The organism is Pseudomonas sp. TMP9, assembly GCF_037943105.1.
Taxonomy (GTDB): Bacteria; Pseudomonadota; Gammaproteobacteria; order Pseudomonadales; family Pseudomonadaceae; genus Aquipseudomonas.
In genome coordinates this window covers 1,619,922-1,642,239 of sequence record NZ_CP149803.1, presented here as the reverse complement: position 1 = coordinate 1,642,239, position 22,318 = coordinate 1,619,922, and the positions used below count along the sequence as shown (strand labels likewise).

The window sequence follows — 22,318 nt, the reverse complement described above, 5'->3', positions numbered from 1 at the left end:
AAGGGCTCTAAAAATGTGTCAAGGAACCTCTCCGGCTAATGCGTGCTAATTCGCTCCTTGGAATCAGTCTCGCGAGCCTCATCCTTCGCAACCATGGGAGCCGCATCAGGCAAGGGCTGCGGCGCGTATTGCAGCGCAATTTGCAGGACCTCGTCAATCCATTTAACCGGTTTAATCTGCAGGTCTTGCTTAATGTTCTCCGGAATCTCTTTCAAATCGCGCACATTCTCTTCTGGAATGATCACGGTCTTGATGCCACCACGGTGCGCGGCCAGCAGTTTTTCTTTCAGCCCACCAATCGCCAATACCTGACCACGCAAGGTGATTTCGCCGGTCATTGCCACATCAGCACGCACCGGTATCTGGGTCAGGGCTGAAACCAAGGCCGTGCACATGCCAACGCCGGCGCTGGGGCCATCTTTCGGAGTCGCGCCCTCTGGCATGTGGATATGGATGTCTTGCTTCTCATAGAAGTCCACAGGCACGCCCAAGCTTTTTGCCCGACTGCGCACAACCGTCTGTGCAGCCGTGATCGATTCAAGCATCACATCCCCAAGCGAGCCGGTCTTAATAAGCTGCCCTTTGCCGGGTACCACGACTGCTTCGATAGTCAACAACTCACCACCGACCTGTGTCCAGGCAAGCCCGGTAACTTGGCCAATTTGGTCCTGCAACTCGGCCAAACCGTAGCGATGCTTATGCACACCGAGAAAATGCTCTAACAAATCAGCTGTAGCAGTAACGTGGAAGCGTTTCTCGGTGGTGTGCTCTTTAACCACCTTGCGGCACACTTTGGCAATCTGCCGCTCAAGGCCGCGCACACCTGCCTCGCGGGTGTAGTAGCGAATAATGTCGCGGATCGCCGCCTCTTCAAAGACCAGTTCAGTCTTTTTCAGGCCATTGCTCTGTACCTGCTTGGGCACCAAGTACTTGATCGCGATGTTGACCTTTTCCGCCTCGGTGTAGCCAGGCAGTCGGATCACCTCCATGCGGTCGAGCAACGGCCCCGGGATATTCATCGAGTTGGCCGTGCACAAGAACATCACATCCGACAGGTCGTAATCGACCTCCAGATAATGGTCGTTGAAATTGTGGTTCTGCTCAGGGTCCAGCACTTCAAGCAACGCTGATGCCGGATCACCGCGCATGTCCTGACCCATTTTGTCGATTTCATCGAGCAGGAACAGTGGATTACGCACCCCCACCTTGGTCATTTTCTGAATAAGACGGCCCGGCATGGAACCGATGTAGGTACGCCGATGACCCCGAATCTCAGCCTCATCACGAACACCGCCCAAGGCCATGCGCACAAACTTACGGTTAGTGGCACTGGCAATCGACTCAGCCAACGAGGTTTTACCGACACCCGGCGGACCGACTAAACACAGCACAGGCCCTTTGATTTTCTTAACGCGCTTTTGCACCGCAAGGTACTCAAGGATGCGCTCCTTGACCTCATCAAGGCCGTAATGATCCGCATCCAAGATGCTTTCAGCGCGCGCCAGGTCAAGGCGCACCTTGCTCTGAGTTTTCCATGGCACATTGACCAGCCAATCGATGTAGGAGCGCACAACAGTGGCTTCTGCTGACATCGGTGACATCTGCTTGAGCTTATTAAACTCGGCGTTAGCTTTGGTCAGCGCTTCAGTCGTCATGCCGGCATTATCGATGCGCTTTCGCAACTCATCGAGTTCGTTATGCCCTTCCTCGCCATCGCCTAGCTCTTTCTGAATGGCCTTCATTTGCTCATTCAAGTAGTACTCGCGCTGGCTGCGTTCCATCTGCTTCTTGACGCGACCGCGGATACGCTTCTCAACTTGCAACAGGTCAATCTCTGCATCGAGCAACGCCAAAACGTGCTCAACCCGTGCAGTCAGGTCGGTGATTTCGAGGATTTCCTGCTTTTGTTCGATCTTCAGCACCATGTGCGCCGCCATGGTGTCGACCAAGCGAGCTGGCTCATCAATGCCGTTAAGCGAGGCTAGCACCTCTGCCGGTACTTTCTTGCCGAGCTGCACGTATTGCTCAAACTGGCTGATCAGGCTGCGGGTGAAAACCTCAGCCTCACGGGACGCCACGTCAACCTCGTCCAGTAGCTGCACTTCAGCACGGCAATGACCGTCGACCTCAATAAAGCGCTCAACCTCACCGCGCTGCTCGCCCTCAACCAGCACCTTAACGGTACCGTCCGGTAGCTTTAGCAACTGCAGGACAGTGGCTACAGTGCCGACACGATAGAGCCCGGCTTCATCAGGGTCGTCATCGCCAGGGTTCTTTTGCGCAAGAAGCAGAATTTGCTTCTCACCGGCCATTGCAGCCTCGAGGGCTTCAATGGATTTTTCACGCCCGACGAATAACGGAATGACCATGTGCGGATAGACCACAACATCGCGCAACGGCAGGAGAGGCAATTCGATGGTTGTCTTCATGATTTGGACTCAACGGCGGCCATAGGGCCGTAAACAGAGGGGATGACCTTGAAACTAAGATGGGGGTAGCCCAAACAAAAAACAAGCCGATAAGGAGGAAAAGCAAAGGGGCCCATAGGCCCCTTGCTTTCAACATGTTGCGAAGCTTTTTACGCGTCAGGCGCAGCCTTGGCAGGCAGCTCCTTATTTTCATAAATCATCAACGGCTTGGATGTGCCTTCGATGACGCCTTCATCGATGACGACCTTGCTGACGTCGGACTGCGACGGAATTTCATACATGGTATCGAGCAAGATACCCTCAAGAATCGAACGCAAACCGCGAGCACCGGTTTTACGCTCAAGCGCTTTGTGCGCAACCGATTTCAACGCATCTGGACGGAACTCCAGCTCAACGCCTTCCATCTCAAACAGCTTGGCGTATTGCTTGGTCAAAGCGTTCTTAGGTTCTGTCAAAATCTGCATCAGAGCCGCTTCGTCCAGCTCATCGAGGGTGGCAATAACTGGCAGGCGACCGACAAATTCAGGAATCAAACCGAATTTAACCAGATCATCCGGCTCGACAGCGCGCAGGGATTCACCCACTTTCTTACCGAAATCCTTGCTGCGTACTTCGGCATTGAAACCAATGCCGCCTTTGGTTGAACGGCCCTGGATAACTTTTTCCAGACCCGAAAACGCACCACCGCAAATAAACAAGATATTGCGTGTATCAACCTGCAAGAACTCTTGCTGCGGATGCTTGCGCCCGCCTTGCGGCGGAACCGAAGCAACAGTGCCTTCGATCAATTTGAGCAGCGCCTGTTGCACACCCTCACCAGAGACATCACGGGTGATGGATGGGTTATCTGACTTGCGCGATATCTTGTCGATTTCATCAATGTAGACAATGCCCATCTGGGCTTTTTCCACATCGTAATCGCACTTCTGCAGCAGCTTTTGGATGATGTTCTCAACGTCTTCACCCACATAACCGGCTTCGGTCAGGGTAGTGGCGTCGGCAATGGTGAAGGGTACGTTGAGCAAACGCGCCAGCGTCTCAGCTAGCAGTGTTTTACCCGAGCCCGTCGGGCCGATAAGCAAAATATTGCTCTTACCTAGCTCAACATCGTCTTTCTTTTCACGCTGATTGAGGCGTTTATAGTGGTTATAGACCGCGACCGCCAAGACTTTTTTCGCTCGCTCCTGACCGATTACATACTGGTCGAGGATTGCGCTGATTTCCTTGGGGGCAGGCAATTTGTGCGCGTTGCTTTCGGCCTGAGCTTCCTGCACCTCCTCGCGGATGATGTCGTTGCACAGGTCGACGCACTCGTCGCAGATAAAGACCGAGGGGCCGGCAATTAATTTACGCACTTCATGCTGGCTTTTGCCGCAGAAGGAGCAATAAAGCAGCTTGCCGTTGTCCTCGCCGTTGCGGGTGTCAGTCATTCGATCAATCCAATCCGGTAGGCTTAAAACACAAGATGGGGGTTTAGGCAGGCTTTTTCAAGCCTGCTGAGGGCAGGAAAACCGAACCACCCTATCCTGGGTTTAATATATTAAGCAGGACGTTTTTCAATCACTGCATCGATCAAGCCGTATTCACGAGCGGCTTCAGCACTCATAAAGTTATCACGGTTGGTATCGCGCTCGATTTCTTCCAGGGTATGACCACTGTGCTTGGCCATCAACGTATTGAGGCGCTCTCGGATAAAGAGAATTTCTTTAGCATGGATTTCGATGTCCGATGCTTGCCCCTGAAAACCGCCAAGTGGCTGGTGGATCATTACGCGAGAATTAGGCAAGCAGAAACGCTTACCTTCCGCGCCGGCAGTCAGCAAAAAGGCACCCATGCTACAGGCCTGGCCAATGCAGGTGGTCGACACATCAGGCTTAATGAATTGCATGGTGTCGTAAATCGACATGCCCGCCGTTACCGAACCGCCCGGAGAATTGATATAGAGGTGAATATCCTTGTCCGGGTTCTCCGCTTCAAGAAACAGTAACTGCGCGCAGATCAGATTGGCCATGTAATCTTCTACAGGTCCGACAAGAAATATCACGCGCTCTTTGAGCAGGCGCGAATAGATGTCGTAGGCGCGCTCACCGCGAGCGGACTGCTCAACAACCATGGGCACTAAGCCGCCAGCGGCTTGGATATCAGTCATTTGCTGCATAAAAGGATTGCGGGACATACGTACACTCGCTCCCTAAATAGTCATATTGCAAATGCGCATAAGCCAGCGCGAAGGCTGGCTTATGACGCGTTCGAACGAGGTAAAGGATCAGTCGGCCTGAGGAGTTTCTACCGGCTTGACAGCTTCTTCGTACGAGACCGATTTGTCGGTCACGTTGGCCTTCTGCAAAACAGTATCTACAACTTGTTCTTCCAGTACAACCGAACGTACTTCGTTCATTTGCTGGTCGTTTTTGTAATACCAGGCCACAACCTGCTCAGGCTCTTGGTAGGCCGACGCCATTTCTTGAATCATTTCGCGAACGCGGCTGTCATCTGGCTTCAGCTCACACTGCTTAACCACTTCAGCTACAACTAGGCCCAACACAACACGGCGTTTGGCTTGCTCTTCAAACAACTCAGCGGGCAGCTGGTCAGGCTTCAGGTTGCCGCCAAACTGCTGGACAGCCTGAACGCGCAGACGATTAACCTCATTACTGATCAGCGCCTTAGGCACTTCGATTGGGTTAGCAGCCAGCAAGCCATCCATCACTTGGTTCTTAACCTTAGATTTAACAGCTTGGCGCAGCTCACGCTCCATGTTCTTGCGGACTTCAGCACGGAAGCCTTCCAAGCCGCCTTCTTTAGCACCAAACAATGCGAAGAATTCTTCATTCAGCTCAGGCAGCTGGGGTGCTGCAATGCTGTTGAGCGTGACGCTGAACTCGGCCGTTTTGCCCGCTAGATCTAAATTCTGATAATCCGCCGGGAAAACTGGGTTGATAACAAGCTCTTCGCCTGCCTTAGCACCCACCAACGCTTCTTCAAAGCCTGGGATCATGCGGCCAGAGCCGAGAACCAGCTGAGTGCCTTTAGCCGAACCGCCAGCAAATGCTTCGCCGTCGATCTTGCCAACAAAATCGATATTCAGTTGATCGCCATTTTCAGCGGCACGCTCAACGGTTTCAAAACGGGTGTTTTGCTTGCGCAGAATTTCCAGCATGTTATCGACATCAGCATCAGCCACTTGCGCATGCAGACGCTCGATCGCGATGGATTCAAAGCCGGCAACGGTGAACACCGGGAACACTTCGAAGGTAGCCACGTATTCCAGGTCTTTGCCTTTCTCGAAAGACTTCGGCTCAACGGCCGGAGCGCCCGCTGGATTGAGCTTTTGCTCAACAACGGCTTCATAGAAGGTGGATTGGATAAGATCGCCCAATACTTCCTGACGCGCGGAGTCTTCATAACGCTGGCGGATCACGCTCATGGGTACTTTGCCAGGGCGGAAACCGGCGACTTTGGCGCTACGGGCCGTCTGCTGCAGACGCTTGTTGACTTCAGCATCGATACGCTCGACAGAAACGCCAACGGTCATACGACGCTCAAGGGCAGAAGTGTTTTCAACGGAAACTTGCATGAATAATCCTCGTTGCACAGACATAAGCCGGCCGCTTACCGACCCCTAAAGGGGTTTGCATTCTAGAGGGTCAATTTGCAGAAGTCACCCTAGGTGCAGGCGGCAAACGGGAGGGAGCTAAAAGATGGTGCGGACGGAGAGACTCGAACTCTCACACCTTGCGGCGCTGGAACCTAAATCCAGTGTGTCTACCAATTCCACCACATCCGCGTGGTAAAGCTTTATATAAAATCGCCAGGCGTTAACCTGGCGCTTTTAGAATATGGGGTGGACGATGGGGATCGAACCCACGACAACAGGAGTCACAATCCTGTGCTCTACCAACTGAGCTACGCCCACCATATTGCATTTGCTTGAGCCAAGATCGCCAATGGCGCACCCGGCAGGACTCGAACCTGCGACCATCCGCTTAGAAGGCGGATGCTCTATCCAGCTGAGCTACGGGCACTTATCCATCTGCAGATGCAGATTTAAAGCTTTCGGCTTCGGAAAAAACTTTGCAGCTTCGACCTTTGCCGTCTTACCCAGCGACAGGCTGTGCTCGACAAGCGGGGCGAATGTTATAGAGCTGATTTCCGGCCGTCAACAGGGAAAGTTAAAAAAATCAGCCATTTAAAGGAGTTACGCGATAACCCTGGCAACTGACTTTGCCCCACAGCATGGTCATGCGAGAATACGCACCACTTTTACATACTTTATTTAATGGTTAACCAAGCGCAATGACTGCACAACTGATCGATGGCAAAGCAATTGCCGCCAGCCTGCGCCAGCAGATCGCCCAACGCGTCGCCGAGCGACGCCAACAGGGCCTTCGCGCGCCCGGTCTTGCAGTTATTCTGGTGGGCAGCGATCCCGCCTCCCAGGTTTATGTGTCACACAAGCGCAAGGATTGCGAAGAAGTCGGTTTCCTTTCACAAGCCTACGACTTACCAGCGACCACCAGCCAGGCTGACCTAACGGCGTTGATCGACCGCCTTAATGATGAGCCCAGCATCGACGGCATTCTCGTGCAGTTGCCGCTACCAGAGCACCTCGACGCCTCCTTATTACTTGAGCGCATTCGTCCGGACAAAGACGTCGACGGCTTCCATCCCTATAACATCGGCCGCCTGGCCCAGCGGATGCCATTACTGCGGCCCTGCACCCCGAAGGGCATCATGACCTTACTGCAGAGCACGTGCGTGGACCTTTATGGAATGCATGCCGTGGTCGTGGGCGCTTCGAATATCGTTGGCAGGCCGATGGCGATGGAATTGCTTTTGGCTGGTTGCACGGTCACCGTCACGCACCGCTTTACTAAAGATCTGCCTATGCATGTTGGCTTGGCCGATATTGTTGTAGTGGCCGCCGGGAAACCAGGCTTAGTCGCGGGTGAATGGATCAAGCAAGGCGCTATCGTCATTGACGTCGGCATTAATCGTCAAAGTGACGGCAAGCTTATTGGCGATGTTGTGTATGAAACGGCCCTGCTCCGGGCTGGCTGGATCACACCAGTGCCCGGCGGAGTAGGCCCCATGACCCGCGCCTGCTTGCTGGAAAACACCCTGCATGCGGCTGAGCATCTGCACGACTGATTGAGTAGTGGCATGGTGATTTCAGCACAGATATCGTCAAGGCTACCCGCATCTGTTTATTAAGCGCATCCGTGTGTGGCTTTATCTATTAACGTTACAACCAAATGGAATCAAACCATTGCTCAATAAAAAACCGCTCGTGAGCGGTTTTTTATTGAGCATTAACGCTAGTCAGCCAGGCGCCAAGTCGTAGCCCCCTTACCATCCTCAAGCACCACGCCCATACCTGTAAGCTGGTCACGAATTCGATCTGATTCGCCCCAGTTTTTCTCAGCGCGGGCCTGCAGTCGCGCCGCAATCAGAGCATCAACGGCCGCTGCGTCGACCTTGCCGGTTGCCCCTGCTTGCAAAAACACCTCAGGATCAAGCTGCAACACGCCCAGGACTTTAGCCAACTCTTTCAGGTGTGCGGCAAGACCGGCAGCTGCGCGGGGATCACCCTCACGCAAACGATTGACCTCACGAACCTGCTCAAAGAGTACGGCGCAAGCTTCTGGAGTATTGAAGTCATCATCCATTGCCGCCGTAAAACGCTCAGCAAAGGCTTCGCCGCCAGCAGGAGCAACGTCAGGCAAACCCTTCAGGGCATTGTAGAAACGCTCTAATGCTCCCTTGGCTTCCTTGAGGCTGTCTTCTGAATAGTTAATCGGGCTGCGGTAGTGGCTGGACACCAGCAGGTAGCGCACCACCTCCGGGTGGTACTTTTCTAACACGTCGCGAATAGTGAAAAAGTTGCCCAGCGATTTGGACATTTTCTCGCCATTCACGCGCACTGCACCGGCGTGCATCCAAGCGTTGGCGTAGGGCTTGCCGGTGGCCGCTTCACTTTGAGCGATTTCGTTTTCGTGGTGCGGGAACACCAAGTCCGGACCGCCGCCGTGAATATCAAAGGTTTCACCTAGGCAGCAGGTCGACATCACGGAACACTCAATATGCCAGCCAGGGCGACCAGCGCCCCAAGGCGACTGCCAGCTTGGCTCACCGGGTTTGACGCCTTTCCACAACACAAAATCCAGGGGGTCTTGCTTGGCTTCGTCGACCTCGATGCGCGCGCCGACTTTTAGGTCTTCGATCTTTCTACGTGACAGCTTGCCGTAGCCAACAAATTTACCGACTCGGTAATACACATCACCATTGCCCGGCGCATAAGCAAACCCTTTGTCAATCAAGGTCTGGATCATCTGGTGCATACCAGCGATATGCTCGGTGGCACGCGGTTCCTGATTCGGGCGCAACACATTCAGTCGCGTTTCATCTTCATGCATGGCGGCGATCATGCGCTCAACCAGCACCTCAAACGGCTCACCGTTGTCGTTGGCGCGCTTGATGATCTTGTCGTCGATGTCGGTGATGTTGCGCACGTAGGTCACGTCATAACCGCGGTGGCGCAACCAGCGCGTGACCACATCGAATGCCACCATGACCCGCGCATGACCAATATGGCAAAAGTCATAAACCGTCATGCCGCACACATACATGCGCACCTGGTTACCCACCAGCGGCTTGAACGCATCTTTGCTTTTGGTCAGCGTGTTGTAGATCGAGAGCATTGCAGTTCCTTGGAAACCTCAGGCCAGCGCACCGGCCTGGCTTTAATCAAATCGCCTGAGCCTTAAGTCCAGGCATCACGCAGCGTTACAGTACGGTTAAACACTGGTGCACCCGGCTTGCTGTCCTTGATGTCCGCACAAAAATAACCTTCGCGTTCGAACTGGAAGCGCTCTTCCGGTGCTGCATTGCCCAGCGATGGCTCAGCGCGACAGCCCTTGAGTACCACTAAGGAATCCGGATTGATGTTAGCGAGGAAGCTACCACCCTCTTCGTCCTTCTCAGGGTTGGCAGAGCGGAACAAACGGTCGTACAAGCGTACTTCACACTCAACACTTTCAGCCGCTGGTACCCAGTGGATTACACCCTTGACCTTGCGCCCTTCCGGGTTTTTGCCGAGGGTATTTTCGTCATAACTGCAGCGCAGTTCGACGATATTGCCGTCGGCATCCTTAATCGCTTCGTCAGCGCGAATCACATAGCTGCCGCGCAGCCTGGCCTCACCACCTGGGATTAAACGCTTAAAGCCCGCTGGCGGGACTTCTTCGAAGTCACTGGCGTCGATATAAATCTCGCGGCTGAATGGCAGAACCCGTACGCCCATCTCTTGTTTTGGATGGCGCGCCAATTCAAGGCTCTCAACTTGACCTTCTGGGTAATTGGTGATGACCACTTTAAGCGGCTTGAGCACGCACATGGCGCGAGCGGCATTGGCGTCTAAATCATCACGGATGGCAAACTCAAGCATGCCGACATCCACCACGCCGCCAGCGCGATTGACTCCAATCATGTCGCAAAATGCACGGATCGAAGCCGGTGTGTAGCCACGACGACGAAAACCGGACAACGTCGACATGCGCGGGTCGTCCCAGCCATTCACGTGCTTTTCATCAACCAACTGCTTGAGCTTGCGTTTGCTGGTGATGGTGTAGTTGAGGTTAAGCCGGGCAAATTCGTACTGGCGCGGCTGCGCCGGTACCGGTAACTGGGCCAGAAACCATTCATACAGCGGACGATGGTCTTCGAACTCCAGCGTGCAAATCGAGTGAGTTACGCCCTCAATGGCATCTGACTGGCCGTGGGTAAAGTCGTAGCTGGGGTAAATGCACCATTTATCACCTGTCTGATGGTGATGGGCATGGCGAATGCGATAAAGAATCGGGTCGCGCAGGTTCATGTTCGGCGAAGCCATGTCGATCTTGGCCCGCAGCGCGCGAGCGCCATCGGCAAACTCACCGGCTTTCATGCGCGCGAACCAGTCGAGATTCTCTTCAACGCTGCGCTCGCGGAACGGGCTGTTCTTACCAGGCTCAGTCAGATTGCCGCGGTATTCGCGGGCCTGTTCTGGCGATAGGTCGCAGACATAAGCATTGCCAGCTTTGATCAATGCAACAGCCCAGTCGTGCAGTTGGTCGAAGTAATTGGAGGCATAACGCGCCTCGCCCGCCCACTGAAAGCCCAACCACTGCACGTCACTTTTGATTGCGTCGATGTACTCTTGGTCTTCCTTAGCCGGGTTGGTGTCGTCGAAGCGCAGGTTGCACTCGCCGCCAAACTCGCGAGCCAAGCCGAAGTTCAAGCAGATCGACTTGGCATGGCCGATATGCAAGTAGCCATTGGGCTCTGGCGGAAAACGGGTGATGATTTTCGCGTGCTTACCCGCGTCCAAATCAGCCTGGACAATGGAGCGAAAAATATTAGCGGCGGCGACAGCTTCTGGCTTGCTCATGGGGTCCTTGATCATGCAGGTGCGCGGCACAGGGTAGGCCGACTAAAACAAAGCGCTTATCATAGCCGAAGCTGTCAATCCCCTGACAGGCCCAAGAGCCGCTTCAACTCGTATTGCTGCGGCTTACGGATTTATCGACAGAGCGATTACCTCAATGATTAAGCTGCACACCAACCACGGCGTCATCACCCTTAACCTGTTCGAAGACAAAGCTCCAGAAACCGTGGCTAACTTCAAGCAGTACGTTAAAGAAGGCCATTACGACAATACGGTTTTCCACCGCGTCATCAGTAACTTTATGATCCAGGGCGGCGGTTTCGAGCCCGGCATGACGCAGAAAACCACCCGTGCCACCATCAAGAACGAAGCCAACAACGGCGTTGCTAACAAAATCGGTACCGTGGCCATGGCCCGCACCATGGAGCCGCATTCAGCTTCGGCGCAATTTTTTATCAACGTCGGGGACAACGGTTTCCTCAACCACAGCGCGCCCACCGTTCAGGGCTGGGGCTATACAGTGTTTGGTGAAGTGGTTGAAGGCATGGACGTGGTCAACGCCATTAAAGCGGTCGCCACCACCAGTAAATCCGGCCATCAGGATGTACCGGTTGATGATGTGATCATTGAGCGCGCCGAGATTATTGAGTGATCTTACTGATCTCAGATCTGCATCTTGAACAGGAGCGCCCGGATATCAGCCGGGCGTTCCTGCGCTTTCTCGAAACTCGCGCCATTCACGCTGACGCCTTGTATATCCTCGGCGATTTCTTTGAAGTGTGGATTGGCGATGATGCCATCAGCCCCTTTCAACGCTCGATTGCCCAAGCGCTTCGTCAGCTCAGTGAGCGCGGTACGCGCATTTACCTCATGCATGGCAATCGTGATTTCCTCATCGGCAAGGCTTTCTGTCAGGAAGCAGGTTGCACGCTGTTACCCGATCCCTGTGTGATCGAGCTTAACGGCGAGCGCGTGCTGCTGATGCACGGTGACAGCCTGTGCACCCAAGACATTGGCTACATGAAGTTGCGCCGCTGGTTGCGCAACCCCATCTCGCTGTTTGTGTTGCGCAACTTACCGTTGTCGACTCGGCAAAAACTGGCGCGCAAGCTGCGCAATGAAAGCCAGGCGCAAACACGCATGAAGACCCGCGAGATTGTCGACGTCACCCCCGATGAAGTGCCGCGCATCATGGCCGCAAACAGGGTACGCACATTGATCCACGGTCACACGCATCGCCCCGCTACTCATCAACTGTTGGTCAACGGCGAGCTGGCGCAACGTATTGTGCTGGGTGATTGGGATAAGCAAGGCTGGGCACTTGAGGCCAACAGGCAGGGCTTGCAGCAAAGTGCCTTTGCTCTTAGCTAAGTGTTTGCGCACCGGTTTTGATCCCATCAGGGTCGACGCGCAGTAGACAGTAAAGGGGCTTTACAGCGTCGGCACACCGCTGTGAAAGCGCAACTCGGTATCTGGCGACTCAATCAACTCGCGCTCCACCGCCCTAACCCGCTCGATGGTCTGCTCAATGTCGCGCGCATCACCATACTGGTAAGCCAGCTTCAGGTAGCCCTGAAAGTGCCGCGCCTCGCTTTTCAGCAACCCGAAGTAAAACTTACCCAGCTCTTCATCAAGGTGCGGCACTAACGCCTCGAAACGTTCACAGCTGCGCGCCTCAATAAATGCGCCCACCACCAACGTATCGACCAACTTAAGCGGCTCATGGGTACGCACCACTTTACGCAGCCCTGAGGCATAGCGCGCTGCGGACACCGGACGCAGGCCGATTTTGCGGCGTTTCATCAGGCGCAGCACCTGCTCGTGATGCACCAGTTCTTCGCGAGCAAGGCGCGACATGGCGTTAAGCAGGTCAGCATAGGTGTTGTACTTGGCCATCAGGCTTAGGGCCGTACTGGCCGCTTTAAACTCGCAGTTCTTATGATCAATCAACAGGGTCTGCTGATCAGCCAACGCCGCCGTGATCCAGGCATCTGGCGTTCGGCAACCGAGAAAATCATGGATTTCTGGTAGGTTCATGGCCGTCCCTCGCTTATCAGGCGACCAAAGACAGCCTGAAAAGGCATGAGCAGATAGGCAAAACAGCGCAACACAGCATCGGTTTCAACTGGCAGATACATAAATTCACAAAACTAGATGGGCAAGATTGATTAGGCTACAGCGCGGCCATTATACGAATGAGCACGCGAACAGCCACTCGATTGACGCCGATCAAGCACCAAGCATACGGCAGCAATCTATAGTGATGGACAGTACAACAACTGCACACGGAGATGATCATGCAAGCTATTCGCAGCATTCTGGTGGTGATGGAGCCTAAGCACACCGAAAATCTGGCACTCAAGCGCGCTAAATTGATTGCAGGCGTCACTCAATCCCACCTGCACCTGCTGGTGTGCGACAAAAAAAGTGATCACAGCGCTTACTTAAGCGACCTCACCAGCGTGCTCAACAGCGAAGGCTTCAACATATCCAGCCAGCAGGCTTGGGATGACAGCCAGCATCAGACCATCATCAACGTGCAGCAGGCCGAAGGCTGCGGCTTGGTGATCAAACAGCATTTCCCAGACAACCCGCTGAAAAAAGCCCTGCTGACGCCGGGTGACTGGAAATTACTGCGCTACTGCCCTGCCCCCGTGTTAATGGTGAAAACTGACAAACCATGGACGGGGAGCATCATCCTCGCAGCCGTTGATGTGGGTAATGCCGATGGCGAACACCGCACCCTGCACACCGGCATTGTCAGCCACGGCTTTGACATTGCCACCCTAGCCAAGGGTGAGCTGCACGTACTCACTGCTTATCCGGCGCCCATGCTCTCAGCGGCTGACCCGACCTTTCAACTGAAAGAAACCATCGAGGCCCGCTACCGCGAGCAATGCAAAGCGTTCCAGGTTGAATACGAGATCAGCCCTGAACGTTTGCACATTGTCGAAGGTCCTGCCGATGTCCTGATCCCGCAAACCGCACGCCGGCTCAATGTTGGCGTAACCGTGATTGGTACCGTGGCGCGCACAGGTTTATCCGGCGCGCTGATTGGTAACACCGCTGAGGTGATCCTCGACTCCCTTGAAAGCGATATTCTGGTGCTTAAGCCAGACGACATCATTGACCATCTGGAAGAGCTGGTGGCCCAACGCTAATCGGTTGCACAACCGCGAAAACTGCTTTGACGCGGTTGCGAGACCCAGCGGTCTGAGTAGCTAATAAAAAATACCCACATCAGCCGATGTGGGTATTTTCGTTTAGGCTCGGATGATTCAACTGCGGCACATTCAAAGGCCAGCGAGCGCTCTAGCAGAGCGTTCTAACCCATTGCACTGCAACGGACTTTGGAGCACATAAACAAACGCCCCGAACCGGTCGGGGCGTTTGTTTTATAGCTTCAGGTAACGGCGCAGTTTCACGCCGCCAGCGCAGCTACGCTTTCATAAGTCAAAAAGCCTTAAGCTTTTTTGACTTCCCAGCCGGTCAGCTCGGCCAAGGCCTTACCAATATCAGCCAGTGAACGCACGGTTTTCACGCCAGCGTCTTGCAGCGCAGCGAACTTCTCGTCTGCAGTGCCTTTGCCGCCAGAGATGATTGCGCCAGCATGGCCCATGCGCTTGCCCGCAGGGGCAGTCACACCAGCGATGTAGGAAACAACTGGCTTGGTCACATGTGCCTTGATGTAGGCAGCCGCTTCTTCTTCAGCCGAACCGCCGATCTCACCGATCATTACGATCGCCTCAGTCTTCGGGTCTTCCTGGAACAGCTTCAGGATGTCGATGAAGTTGGAGCCTGGGATCGGGTCACCGCCAATACCAACGCAGGTGGACTGACCGAAGCCGGCGTCTGTGGTCTGCTTAACAGCTTCGTAGGTCAGGGTGCCGGAACGCGACACGATACCGACTTTGCCTGGCAAGTGAATATGGCCTGGCATGATGCCGATCTTGCACTCGCCCGGCGTGATAACGCCTGGGCAGTTAGGACCGATCAGAACCACGCCCAGCTCGTCGCACTTAACTTTGGCTTCGAGCATGTCGATGGTGGCGATGCCTTCGGTGATGCAAACGATCAGCTTGATACCGCCCATGGCCGCTTCAAGGATCGAGTCCTTGCAGAACGGAGCCGGAACGTAGATCACGCTCGCAGTTGCGCCCGTCTGCTCAACCGCTTCACGCACAGTGTTAAACACTGGCAGATTCAGGTGAGTGGTGCCGCCTTTACCCGGGGTCACGCCGCCAACCATCTGGGTGCCGTAGGCAATGGCTTGCTCGGAGTGAAAAGTACCCTGCGAGCCGGTGAAGCCCTGGCAGATAACTTTGGTGTCTTTATTGATCAGGACGCTCATTATTTGCCCTCCGCAGCTTTGACGACTTGCTGAGCAGCGTCAGTCAGGCTGGTTGCCGCGATGATATTCAGACCGCTTTCGGCCAGAACCTTAGCGCCCAGTTCAGCATTGTTACCTTCCAGACGAACAACAACCGGAATCTTCACGCCGACTTCTTTCACAGCGCCAATGATGCCTTCGGCAATCATGTCGCAACGCACGATACCGCCAAAGATGTTCACCAGCACGGCAGCTACGTTGCTGTCGGACAGGATGATCTTGAAGGCCTCGGTGACGCGTTCTTTAGTGGCGCCGCCGCCTACGTCAAGGAAGTTGGCTGGCTTGCCGCCGTGCAGATTGACAATGTCCATGGTGCCCATGGCCAAGCCTGCGCCGTTAACCATGCAGCCGATGTTGCCTTCCAGCGCGACGTAGTTCAGCTCGAACTTGGCGGCATGGGCTTCACGCGGATCGTCCTGGGACGGATCGTGCATAGCGCGCAGCTTAGGCTGACGGTACAGGGCGTTGGCGTCGATGTTGATCTTGGCATCGAGGCAATGCAGGTTGCCGTCAGCCTTGATCACCAGCGGGTTTACTTCCAGCAGCGCCAGGTCGTAGTCCTGGAACAGCTTGGCCAAACCGACGAAGATTTGGGTGAACTGCTTGATCTGATCACCTTGCAGGCCCAGCTGAAAAGCCAGGTCGCGACCCTGGAACGGCTGAGCGCCGACCAGTGGATCGATGGTGGCCTTGAGGATCTTCTCAGGGGTGTCGTGAGCGATCTTCTCAATGTCCACACCACCTTCGGTGGATGCCATGAACACGATCCGACGGCTGGAGCGATCCACAACCGCGCCCAAGTACAGTTCCTTGGCGATGTCTGTGCACGACTCAACCAGAATCTGGTTGACCGGCTGGCCGTTAGCGTCAGTCTGGTAAGTCACCAGACGCTTGCCAAGCCAGTTGGCAGCGAAAGCCTTAGCGTCTTCTTTGCTCTTAACCAGCTTCACGCCGCCGGCTTTACCGCGACCACCGGCGTGCACCTGAGCCTTAACGACCCACTCAGTGCCACCGATTTTGTCGCACGCTTCTGCTGCTTCTTCTGGTGTGCTTACCGCAAAGCCTTTAGATACGGGCAGGCCGTATTCAGCGAACAGCTGCTTACCCTGATACTCGTGGAGATTCATGCTTGTCTACCGTCTTCGTTTAGGTATAGCGCATACGGTGCTGCACTTGTGATGCCGCACCACCTGTGACTGCTTCTAGAGCAGTCCGACACATCTTCCGCGCAGCGACATTGATCGTACGCGGGCAACTTGCCGTGGTTCTTCCTGCTAATCAGCCGCCTTTACCGGCAAACAACAACGGTACAGGCGGCCGCTAAATCAACTAACGACTTAACGTTTTTTGCGGTTGGCGATGTGGATGGCTTGGCCATTCACTGCCAGAGCGGCTTCATGCAGTGCTTCGGACAGGGTTGGGTGGGAGAACACCATCATCCCCAGATCCTCAGCGCTGGTGCCGAATTCCATACCGATTGCGCCCTGCTGTACCAGCTCAGCAGCGCTCGGGCCAATTACATGTACACCCAAGACGCGATCGGTCGTGGCGTCAGCAATGACCTTAACCAAACCACCGGTGTCGTTAGCTGCCATGGCGCGGCCGCTGGCTGCGAACGGGAAAGTGCCGACGTTAACGGCAACGCCTTCAGTCTTCAGCTGCTGCTCGGTTTTACCGACCCATGCAATTTCCGGATGGGTGTAGATAACCGATGGGATCAGGTCATAGTTAATCTGAGCTTTGTGGCCAGCGATGCGCTCGGCGACCATGACGCCTTCTTCCGATGCTTTGTGTGCCAGCATCGCGCCACGCACCACATCACCCACGGCATAGACGCCCGGCACGCTGGTGGCGCACTGGTCGTTGACAAAGATGTAGCCACGCTCGTCCATATCAACACCACTATCGGATGCCAACAGATCAGTGGTAACTGGGCGGCGGCCAACCGCAACGATCAGCTTGTCGAACACGATCTTCTGCTCGCCTTCGGCGTCGGTGAAGTTGACAGTCACTTGCTTTTTCTTCACTTCGGAACCGGTGACGCGAGCGCCCAGACGAATGTTGAGACCTTGCTTGGTGAAGGTTTTCAATGCCTCTTTGGCGATTTGCTCATCGGCGGCGGGAAGGAACTTGTCCAGCGCTTCCAATACGGTGACTTCAGCACCCAGACGCGCCCAGACCGAACCCAGTTCCAGACCGATCACACCCGCGCCGATCACACCGAGCTTCTTCGGCACGCTCTGGAATTCCAAGGCACCGGTGGAGTCAACGATCACATCTTGATCAATTGGCGCCGGTGGGATGTCAATTGGCTTGGAGCCAGAAGCCAAGATCACATTCTCAGCGTCGATGATCTGCGTCTTGCCATCAGAACCCGTGACTTCAACCTGCTTACCTGCCAGCAGTTTGCCGTGACCTTCAAGCAGCGTCACACCATTAGCTTTGAACAGGGTAGCAACGCCGCCGGTGAGGTTCTTCACGATATTAGATTTGCGGCTAATCATCGCCGGTACATCAATCGTGAGGCCCTTGGCTTCGATACCGTGGATAGCGAAATGATCCTTCGCTTCGTAATACTTCCACGAACTGTCCAACAGCGCTTTGGATGGAATGCAGCCGACGTTCAGGCATGTACCACCGAGGGCAGTTTTGCCCTCTTTATCCTGATATTTCTCAATGCAGGCCGTTTTCAGACCGAGTTGAGCGGCTTTGATCGCGGCTACATAACCACCTGGGCCGGCACCGATGACTACCACATCGAATTTCTGGGTCATAACGTATTCCTTCTCGGGTAAACCGGACGGCCCTTGTTACAGGGCCGCCGTGGGAGAAACTGGCTTAGATATCCAGCAGCAGACGCGCTGGATCTTCCAGCAAGTTTTTGATGGTCACCAGGAAGGTCACGGCTTCCTTACCATCAATCAGGCGGTGGTCGTAAGACAGCGCCAAGTACATCATTGGACGGATCACCACTTGCCCATTAACAGCCATCGGGCGCTGAAGAATATTGTGCATTCCCAAGATCGCCGCTTGCGGCGGGTTGACAATGGGGGTCGACATCATCGAACCGAACGTGCCGCCGTTAGTAATGGTGAAGGTGCCGCCGGTCATTTCATCAATGGATAATTTACCGTCACGGGCTTTCTTGCCGTAGGTGGCGATACCATTTTCGATTTCAGCCAGGCTCATCAGTTCCGCATTACGCAGCACTGGCACCACGAGACCACGGTCACTTGAGACCGCAACACCCACGTCGGCATAACCGTGGTAAACGATATCGGCGCCATCAATCGACGCGTTGACCGCCGGGAAGCGCTTCAGCGCTTCTGTGGCTGCCTTGACGAAGAACGACATAAAGCCCAAACGCACGCCGTTATGAGTCTTCTCGAATAGGTCTTTGTACTTGGAGCGCAGCGCCATCACTTCGGTCATATCAACTTCGTTGAAGGTGGTCAGCATGGCCATGTTCGACTGAGCTTCAACCAAACGACGAGCAACAGTGGCGCGCACGCGGGTCATCGGTACGCGCTTCTCAACCCGATCACCGGCAGCAAGCATGGGCTCGGCAGCAGCAGGCGCAGATGGTTTAGCCGATGGAGCCGACGGTGCATTCTTTTTCGCTTCAACCGCTGCAACCGCATCTTCCTTGGTCACGCGACCACCTTTGCCAGTCCCGGCAAGGCTGCTTGGGTCGATACCGTTTTCTTCAGCGATCTTGCGCGCCGCTGGCGACAAAATAGCGTCATCGCCTGAAACAGCAGGAGCCGCCGTTTGAGCAGCCGTGGCAGCAGCAGGAGCGGACGCCGGAGCAGCAGCGCCGCTGCCTTCACCTAAAGTGCCCAGCAGTTCGTTGCTGAGCACGGTGTCGCCTTCATTTTTGACAATTGTCGCGAGCACGCCGTCGGCCTCGGCCAGCACTTCGATCACTACTTTGTCGGTTTCAATGTCGACGATCAGTTCGTCACGTTTAACCGCATCGCCCGGCTTCTTGTGCCACGTGGCCACGGTGCCGTCGGCAACCGATTCCGGGAAAGTAGGGGCTTTGATCTCGATAGCCATTGTGTGTGGTTCCTTAAATTCGGTTTCTTCTAGCAGGCGACCCAGTTAGCCGCCCGCTGCGCGAAGGCGTTAAACAGTAAAGGCGTCTTGCAGGAGTTTTTCCTGCTGTTCGGCGTGCAACGATGCGTAACCACAGGCAGGTGCGGCAGAAGCATCACGACCGGCGTACTCAAGGAACAGCGTTTTCTTCAATGCTGTCGCCACGCGCCGCATGTGATGCTGACTGCAGTACCAAGCGCCTTGGTTCATCGGCTCTTCCTGACACCAGACGATGTGCTTGAGGTTCTTGTAAACGGACAGCGCCTCAGTCAGATCCTCTTCCGGAAACGGATACAGCTGCTCGATACGGACGATGGCAATATCCTCACGACCTTCACTGCGACGCTTTTCCAGTAAGTCGTAGTAAACCTTGCCGCTGCACAGCACCAACCGATCAACCTTTTTCGGATCGATGTTGTCGATCTCTGGAATAACGGTTTGGAACGAACCTTCAGCCAGATCTTCCAGCGTCGAGATGGCTAATTTGTGGCGCAACAGTGACTTCGGCGTCAATACGACCAACGGCTTGCGCAATGGACGAATCATCTGCCGGCGCAGCAAGTGGTAGATTTGCGCAGGGGTGGTCGGCACTGCAACTTGCATGTTGTGCTCAGCGCACAGCTGCAGGTAACGCTCTAGACGCGCCGAACTGTGTTCTGGCCCCTGCCCTTCATAACCGTGCGGCAGCAGCATAGTCAGCCCGCAAAGACGGCCCCACTTATGCTCACCGCTAGAAATGAACTGGTCAAAAACCACCTGAGCACCGTTGGCAAAATCACCAAACTGAGCTTCCCAGATCACCAGTGCGTTAGGTTGTGTGGTTGCGTAGCCGTACTCAAAGGCCAGTACCGCTTCCTCAGAAAGGAAAGAATCGTACAAATCAAATGCAGGCTGGCCCTCATAGAGGTTTTTCAGTGGCACATAGGCGTTTGCATCTTTCTGGTTATGCAACACCGCATGACGGTGCGAGAACGTGCCGCGGCCGATGTCCTGGCCAGTCATACGAATCGGATGACCTTCGAACAAGAGCGTGGCATACGCCATTGTCTCGGCGTAACCCCAGTTGATCGAGAGCGCACCAGCGCCCATCTTTTGCCGGTCTTCAAGAATCTTTGCCACTTGCCGCTGCACGACTAAACCTTCTGGAATTTCCAGTAGTTTGTTCGAAAGCTCTTGCAGGGTTTTCAGGTCAAAGCGGGTGTCATGGCGAGCAGTCCAGGTGTGACCTAGGTAGGGACGCCAATCGACGAATAGTTCTTTATTCGGCTCTTTAACCAGGCTCTTAACCACATGCTGACCGTTATCCAACGCGGTGCGGTACTCATCGATTTTGGCCTGAATTTGCTCAACCGATTGGCTGGACGAACCCATCAAAGCATCGGCATACAGTTCACGGGTGGTGCGCTGTTTGCTGATTTGCTGGTACATAATCGGCTGGGTGCCGCTCGGCTCGTCAGCCTCGTTGTGGCCGCGACGACGGTAGCAAACCAGGTCAATCACCACGTCACGCTTGTATTGCATGCGGTAATCGACAGCCAGTTGGGTCACAAACATGACTGCTTCTGGGTCATCGCCATTTACGTGCAGGATGGGCGCTTGAATCATTTTCGCCACATCGGTGCAGTACTCAGTGGAGCGTGAGTCCAGCGGGTTACTGATGGTGAAGCCAACCTGGTTGTTGATCACGATGTGGATCGTGCCGCCCGTTTTGAAGCCACGGGTCTGCGACATCTGGAAAGTTTCCATGACCACACCCTGACCGGCGAATGCCGCGTCACCGTGCAAGGAAACGGGTAAGACTTTTTCACCTGCAGCATCGTTACGACGGTCTTGACGAGCACGTACGGAGCCCTCCACTACCGGAGAAACGATCTCAAGGTGCGACGGGTTGAACGCCATGGCCAGGTGCACTTCGCCACCGGCGGTCATTACGTTGGAGGAAAACCCTTGGTGATATTTCACGTCCCCAGAGGACAGACCCGCAGTTTTTTTGCCTTCAAACTCGTCAAACAAGTCGCGGGGGTTCTTACCAAAGGTGTTCACCAGCACGTTTAGACGGCCACGGTGAGCCATGCCAATGACGATTTCCTTGGTTCCATAGGAGCCGGAACGCTGGATCACTTCATCGAGCAAAGGAATTAGGCTCTCAGCACCTTCCAAACCGAAACGCTTAGTGCCCGGGTACTTGGTACCTAGGTACTTTTCCAGCCCTTCAGCTGCGGTCAGACGCTCAAGCAAATGGCCCTGCACGTCAGCCGAGAACTGCGGACGACCGCGCACACTTTCAAGGCGCTGCTGGAACCAGCTGCGCTGCTCAGAATCGACGATGTGGGTGAACTCGGCACCGATGGTGCGGCAATATGTCTGCTGCAACGCATCGCGGATTTCGCGCAGGGTAGCTTCTTCCTTACCGATGAACATCCCACCCGTGCGGAAGGTGGTGTCCAAGTCGGCGTCAGTCAAGCCATAGTGATTGATGACCAGATCCGCAGGTGCAGGACGTTGCCAAAGACCAAGCGGATCGAGCTGAGCAGCCTGATGGCCACGCATGCGATAAGCCTGAATCAGGCGCAGCACTTCAACTTGCTTCTTTTCGTGCCCACTGCTCACGCTACCAGCGGACACCGGTTGGGCGCGGCGCTGATTTTTTGCGAGCAGAACGAAATGATCGCGAACTGTTGAGTGCGATACGTCTGTGGCGGCGCTGCCGTCAGTCGGCAACTTCTGGAAGTAGGTGCGCCACTCTTCTGGCACAGCGTTGGGGTCGTGCAGGTAAAGCTCATAGAGCTCTTCCACATAGGCAGCATTACCACCGGATAGGTGGGCACTGTCCCACATGCGCTGCATCACGCTTTCTTGCATGCTTGGTCACCCTCGGTAAGGGGACACCACCGGCGAAGAAACCGCACGGCTATCAGTCTTGAAGCAGCGACTGATGAGCCACTACGGGTCCCGCAGATAGTCCGGGCACCAGCC

The 22,318-nt window shown here is 54.9% G+C and carries 16 protein-coding genes and 3 tRNA genes; 4 read left to right on the top strand and 15 right to left on the bottom strand.

The window, feature by feature from the left end:
- Positions 1-35 precede the first annotated feature (35 nt).
- From lon to WF513_RS07815, 7 genes are all read right to left on the bottom strand, one after another.
- Positions 36-2,429, bottom strand: coding sequence for an endopeptidase La (gene lon / locus WF513_RS07845; RefSeq protein ID WP_339083031.1), 2,394 nt, complete (start codon positions 2,427-2,429; stop codon positions 36-38).
- Positions 2,430-2,578: 149 nt separating this feature from the next.
- Positions 2,579-3,859 carry an ATP-dependent Clp protease ATP-binding subunit ClpX gene (gene clpX / locus WF513_RS07840; RefSeq protein ID WP_339083029.1) on the bottom strand — a complete coding sequence of 427 codons (1,281 nt, stop codon included), beginning with the start codon at positions 3,857-3,859 and terminating at the stop codon, positions 2,579-2,581.
- 110 nt (positions 3,860-3,969) lie between these two features.
- The gene (gene clpP / locus WF513_RS07835) at positions 3,970-4,605 is read right to left on the bottom strand and encodes an ATP-dependent Clp endopeptidase proteolytic subunit ClpP (RefSeq protein WP_339083027.1); all 636 of its coding nucleotides are present in this window, start codon (positions 4,603-4,605) and stop codon (positions 3,970-3,972) included.
- 90 nt (positions 4,606-4,695) lie between these two features.
- Complete coding sequence (gene tig / locus WF513_RS07830) at positions 4,696-6,006, bottom strand: trigger factor (protein ID WP_339083025.1); 1,311 nt, start codon at positions 6,004-6,006, stop codon at positions 4,696-4,698.
- 125 nt (positions 6,007-6,131) lie between these two features.
- A tRNA-Leu gene (locus WF513_RS07825) sits at positions 6,132-6,216 on the bottom strand.
- A 53-nt stretch (positions 6,217-6,269) separates the two neighbouring features.
- Positions 6,270-6,345 (bottom strand) — tRNA-His (locus WF513_RS07820).
- Between the two features lie 32 nt (positions 6,346-6,377).
- Positions 6,378-6,454: transfer RNA gene (locus WF513_RS07815), tRNA-Arg, on the bottom strand.
- A gap of 271 nt (positions 6,455-6,725) precedes the next feature.
- On the opposite strand from WF513_RS07815, the gene folD reads away from it, so the two are divergent.
- A complete protein-coding gene (gene folD, locus WF513_RS07810) occupies positions 6,726-7,580 on the top strand; it encodes a bifunctional methylenetetrahydrofolate dehydrogenase/methenyltetrahydrofolate cyclohydrolase FolD (protein WP_339083023.1) in 855 nt (284 codons plus the stop codon).
- A 167-nt stretch (positions 7,581-7,747) separates the two neighbouring features.
- Here the strand turns inward: folD and cysS are convergent, their stop codons facing one another.
- Both cysS and WF513_RS07800 read right to left on the bottom strand, forming a co-directional pair.
- The gene (gene cysS, locus WF513_RS07805) at positions 7,748-9,130 is read right to left on the bottom strand and encodes a cysteine--tRNA ligase (RefSeq protein ID WP_339083021.1); all 1,383 of its coding nucleotides are present in this window, start codon (positions 9,128-9,130) and stop codon (positions 7,748-7,750) included.
- Between the two features lie 62 nt (positions 9,131-9,192).
- Positions 9,193-10,857, bottom strand: coding sequence for a glutamine--tRNA ligase/YqeY domain fusion protein (locus WF513_RS07800; RefSeq protein WP_339083019.1), 1,665 nt, complete (start codon positions 10,855-10,857; stop codon positions 9,193-9,195).
- A 154-nt stretch (positions 10,858-11,011) separates the two neighbouring features.
- On the opposite strand from WF513_RS07800, the gene WF513_RS07795 reads away from it, so the two are divergent.
- Entirely contained in the window at positions 11,012-11,506 is a 495-nt protein-coding gene (locus tag WF513_RS07795) for a peptidylprolyl isomerase (protein WP_339083017.1), read from the top strand.
- Entirely contained in the window at positions 11,503-12,225 is a 723-nt protein-coding gene (gene lpxH, locus WF513_RS07790) for a UDP-2,3-diacylglucosamine diphosphatase (RefSeq protein ID WP_339083016.1), read from the top strand. Before WF513_RS07795 ends, lpxH begins: the two co-directional genes overlap by 4 nt.
- Positions 12,226-12,285: 60 nt before the next feature.
- On the opposite strand, the gene miaE is transcribed toward lpxH, so the two are convergent.
- Entirely contained in the window at positions 12,286-12,891 is a 606-nt protein-coding gene (gene miaE / locus WF513_RS07785) for a tRNA isopentenyl-2-thiomethyl-A-37 hydroxylase MiaE (protein WP_339083015.1), read from the bottom strand.
- Positions 12,892-13,151: 260 nt separating this feature from the next.
- On the opposite strand from miaE, the gene WF513_RS07780 reads away from it, so the two are divergent.
- Positions 13,152-14,015, top strand: coding sequence for a universal stress protein (locus tag WF513_RS07780; protein ID WP_339083013.1), 864 nt, complete (start codon positions 13,152-13,154; stop codon positions 14,013-14,015).
- A gap of 302 nt (positions 14,016-14,317) precedes the next feature.
- Here the strand turns inward: WF513_RS07780 and sucD are convergent, their stop codons facing one another.
- The 5 genes from sucD to WF513_RS07755 form a co-directional block, all read right to left on the bottom strand.
- Entirely contained in the window at positions 14,318-15,205 is an 888-nt protein-coding gene (sucD, locus tag WF513_RS07775; RefSeq protein ID WP_339083011.1) for a succinate--CoA ligase subunit alpha, read from the bottom strand.
- Positions 15,205-16,371, bottom strand: coding sequence for an ADP-forming succinate--CoA ligase subunit beta (gene sucC, locus WF513_RS07770; RefSeq protein ID WP_339083009.1), 1,167 nt, complete (start codon positions 16,369-16,371; stop codon positions 15,205-15,207). Before sucC ends, sucD begins: the two co-directional genes overlap by 1 nt.
- Before the next feature lie 210 nt (positions 16,372-16,581).
- The gene (lpdA, locus tag WF513_RS07765) at positions 16,582-18,018 is read right to left on the bottom strand and encodes a dihydrolipoyl dehydrogenase (protein WP_339083007.1); all 1,437 of its coding nucleotides are present in this window, start codon (positions 18,016-18,018) and stop codon (positions 16,582-16,584) included.
- A 64-nt stretch (positions 18,019-18,082) separates the two neighbouring features.
- Positions 18,083-19,303, bottom strand: a complete 1,221-nt coding sequence (gene odhB / locus WF513_RS07760) for a 2-oxoglutarate dehydrogenase complex dihydrolipoyllysine-residue succinyltransferase (RefSeq protein ID WP_339083005.1) — start codon at positions 19,301-19,303, stop codon at positions 18,083-18,085.
- Between the two features lie 69 nt (positions 19,304-19,372).
- Positions 19,373-22,204, bottom strand: coding sequence for a 2-oxoglutarate dehydrogenase E1 component (locus WF513_RS07755; protein ID WP_339083003.1), 2,832 nt, complete (start codon positions 22,202-22,204; stop codon positions 19,373-19,375).
- Positions 22,205-22,318: the final 114 nt, after the last annotated feature.

What these genes read in the sequence shown, in the direction of transcription:
- lon (WP_339083031.1), bottom strand. Translation starts at nt 2,429, where the DNA reads ATGAAGACAACCATCGAATTGCCTCTCCTGCCGTTGCGCGATGTTGTG.
- clpX (WP_339083029.1), bottom strand. Translation starts at nt 3,859, where the DNA reads ATGACTGACACCCGCAACGGCGAGGACAACGGCAAGCTGCTTTATTGC.
- clpP (WP_339083027.1), bottom strand. Translation starts at nt 4,605, where the DNA reads ATGTCCCGCAATCCTTTTATGCAGCAAATGACTGATATCCAAGCCGCT.
- tig (WP_339083025.1), bottom strand. Translation starts at nt 6,006, where the DNA reads ATGCAAGTTTCCGTTGAAAACACTTCTGCCCTTGAGCGTCGTATGACC.
- folD (WP_339083023.1), top strand. Translation starts at nt 6,726, where the DNA reads ATGACTGCACAACTGATCGATGGCAAAGCAATTGCCGCCAGCCTGCGC.
- cysS (WP_339083021.1), bottom strand. Translation starts at nt 9,130, where the DNA reads ATGCTCTCGATCTACAACACGCTGACCAAAAGCAAAGATGCGTTCAAG.
- WF513_RS07800 (WP_339083019.1), bottom strand. Translation starts at nt 10,857, where the DNA reads ATGAGCAAGCCAGAAGCTGTCGCCGCCGCTAATATTTTTCGCTCCATT.
- WF513_RS07795 (WP_339083017.1), top strand. Translation starts at nt 11,012, where the DNA reads ATGATTAAGCTGCACACCAACCACGGCGTCATCACCCTTAACCTGTTC.
- miaE (WP_339083015.1), bottom strand. Translation starts at nt 12,891, where the DNA reads ATGAACCTACCAGAAATCCATGATTTTCTCGGTTGCCGAACGCCAGAT.
- WF513_RS07780 (WP_339083013.1), top strand. Translation starts at nt 13,152, where the DNA reads ATGCAAGCTATTCGCAGCATTCTGGTGGTGATGGAGCCTAAGCACACC.
- sucD (WP_339083011.1), bottom strand. Translation starts at nt 15,205, where the DNA reads ATGAGCGTCCTGATCAATAAAGACACCAAAGTTATCTGCCAGGGCTTC.
- sucC (WP_339083009.1), bottom strand. Translation starts at nt 16,371, where the DNA reads ATGAATCTCCACGAGTATCAGGGTAAGCAGCTGTTCGCTGAATACGGC.
- lpdA (WP_339083007.1), bottom strand. Translation starts at nt 18,018, where the DNA reads ATGACCCAGAAATTCGATGTGGTAGTCATCGGTGCCGGCCCAGGTGGT.
- odhB (WP_339083005.1), bottom strand. Translation starts at nt 19,303, where the DNA reads ATGGCTATCGAGATCAAAGCCCCTACTTTCCCGGAATCGGTTGCCGAC.
- WF513_RS07755 (WP_339083003.1), bottom strand. Translation starts at nt 22,204, where the DNA reads ATGCAAGAAAGCGTGATGCAGCGCATGTGGGACAGTGCCCACCTATCC.